Annotated in this window: 3 protein-coding genes; 1 reads left to right on the forward strand and 2 read right to left on the reverse strand. The window is 25.7% G+C overall.

The features are described 5' to 3' along the window. A partial coding sequence (gene nhaA, locus ACERKK_RS12825; RefSeq protein ID WP_373773469.1) for a Na+/H+ antiporter NhaA occupies positions 1–772 on the forward strand: 772 nt, incomplete at its 5' end. On the opposite strand, the gene ACERKK_RS12830 is transcribed toward nhaA, so the two are convergent. Next, positions 769–1,545: a DNA-processing protein DprA gene (locus ACERKK_RS12830; RefSeq protein WP_373773470.1), complete on the reverse strand. Its 777-nt coding sequence runs from the start codon at positions 1,543–1,545 to the stop codon at positions 769–771. The two genes, nhaA and ACERKK_RS12830, sit on opposite strands and share 4 nt — an antisense overlap. A 41-nt stretch (positions 1,546–1,586) precedes the next feature. Continuing rightward, a partial coding sequence (locus tag ACERKK_RS12835) for a divergent polysaccharide deacetylase family protein (RefSeq protein WP_373773471.1) occupies positions 1,587–2,382 on the reverse strand: 796 nt, incomplete at its 5' end.

A 2,382-nucleotide genomic window follows, 5' to 3' on the forward strand; every position in this document is an offset into this window, starting at 1 on the left:
GATACTTGCACTTTTAGGAAAAAGAATACCACTTTCTTTAAAGATATTTTTAATGACCTTGGCAATTTTTGATGATTTAGGTGCTATATTAATTATCGCATTTTTTTATACTTCTGAATTATCGTTATTGTCAATTTTTTTAGCTTTTATTTGTGTGTCTTTTCTTTTTATAATGAATAGATTAAATGTTGTTTCTTTAGGTGCTTATATTTTAATTGGAATATTACTTTGGATATTTGTTTTAAAATCAGGCGTTCATGCTACTCTTGCTGGAATTATTTTAGCATTTACTATTCCTCTTAATGCAATTAATGAAAAAAGAAAAAGAGTATCTCCTGTAAGAAACCTACAACATCATATTCATTTATGGGTGGCTTATTTTGTATTGCCAGTTTTTGCATTTGTAAATGCAGGTATAGATTTTAGAACTTTATCTTTTGCAGAAACTTTTAATCCTGTCTCTTATGGAATTATTTTTGGTTTATTTATAGGAAAACAGCTTGGAGTATTTTTATTTGTTTTTGTAACAGTAAAATTAAAATTTGCAAGCTTACCAAGATGTTCAACATGGAGACAAATTTATGGAGTAAGTGTACTAACTGGTGTTGGATTTACAATGAGTTTATTTATAGATTCATTAGCTTATTCAGACTCAAATATATTTTTATATACAGATAAATTAGCTATCTTAATTGGTTCATTTTTATCAGGAGTTTTAGGTTATCTAATTTTATTAAAAACGGATAAGAAAAAGTATTGTTCTTTAGATTAAAGAACAATAACTTTTCCATCTTGTATTTTAATTTTTCCCTCAAGTTCATATTCAAATATTTTATTTGAGTATTTTCTCATAGCTTCATCATAAGTAGGGTTTGTACTACAAAAAGATAAAACTTCATCATTTACATCATTTTTTATTTCACTATTTGTAATTGAAGCTATAAATTCATCAATATCATATATAGGTTGTATTAAAGAATTTTTTACAAGTTCTTGTGTTCCTAAACTTTCATTTAATCTATGAGGTAAGGTATAAATCTTTTTTTTCATAGCTAAGGCATATTTTACAGAAGTTAAACTACCTGACTTTAAATCTGCCTCTGTAACAATCAATATATCGCCAAGAGCAACTACGATTTCATTTCTTAATACAAAGGTATAGTTTCTAGCTTTTTCGCCTTCTTTGTACGCAGAAATCATTAAGCCATTTTTTTCAATATTTGAGATTAGATTTTTATTTACACTTGGATATTTTATATCTAAACCATTTGCTACAACTGCAATAGTATTTTCTACACCAGCTGCTGCATGAGATATAGCATCAACACCCATTGCTGCACCACTTACGATACAAACTCCATAGGAAGATAATTTTGTAGCTAATTTATGAGTAAACTCTTTTGTATAAGAAGATGGTCTTCTTGTTCCAATTATTGATACTTTCTTTTTTGATAATAGTTTAGTATTTCCAATATAAAAAAGTTCTTCTGGGTATTTTTTCATTGATGAAAGTTCATCAATTTTAAAATCAAATTGCTTAATCATAAATATCCTATATAATAATATTTATGATTATAGCTAATATTTTACAAATATGGTAGTTGATTAATAAATATAGGTTCAACACCTTTTAATAAGTGTTTTGATTCTTTTAATACTTTAAGAGTAATTGCATGAGGATGTCCAATAGCAATAGCATATCCATTTTTCTTTGCAATTTTAATAGCTTTTTTTAATTGATCTTGGATATAAGAATATTCTCTTTTATTGTCAATAAAAGTATTTCTTACAATTACTGGCATTCCATATTTTTTTGCATATTTTTTAGCAACTGAATTTGGAGTTGTCCTACTATCAACAAATTTAAAATTATACTTTTTTAATGCTCTAAATAATTTATCCATTGCTTCATCATTTTGAGTAAAAATTGAACCTGTATGATTATTTGTATAAACAGCATTTGGATATAGTTTTCTTAACTCTTTAACTCTTTTTTCAATTTTTTCATATGAATCAGTAATTTTTAGAGTAATTTTTTCTTCAGATTTAAATTTATCACTTGCTTGCATAGGGAAGTGAATCATATGAATTGGTACATTTTGAGCAATTTTAGCAGAATTTATATGACCTGGTTGTGGTGGTAAAAAAGCCATTGTAATATCATAACCGATATTTAAAATAGTTTGTTTTTGTCTAATTGTACTAACATCATCTATAATAATTGCAATTTTTGGTTTATCTTTTTTATTATAAACATAGGCATCTTTTTTTAAGTATTGTTCTTCTTCATCTTTTGTAAGAACAGATTTTTCTTCTATTTTCTCTTTTTTTATTTCTTTTGGAATATCTTTTTTAATTTGTACTTTTTCTTGTTTTTCTTCT

It is taken from the genome of Poseidonibacter sp. (assembly GCF_041821165.1).
Lineage (GTDB): Bacteria > Campylobacterota > Campylobacteria > Campylobacterales > Arcobacteraceae > Poseidonibacter.

What these genes read in the sequence shown, in the direction of transcription:
- ACERKK_RS12830 (WP_373773470.1), bottom strand. Translation starts at nt 1,545, where the DNA reads ATGATTAAGCAATTTGATTTTAAAATTGATGAACTTTCATCAATGAAA.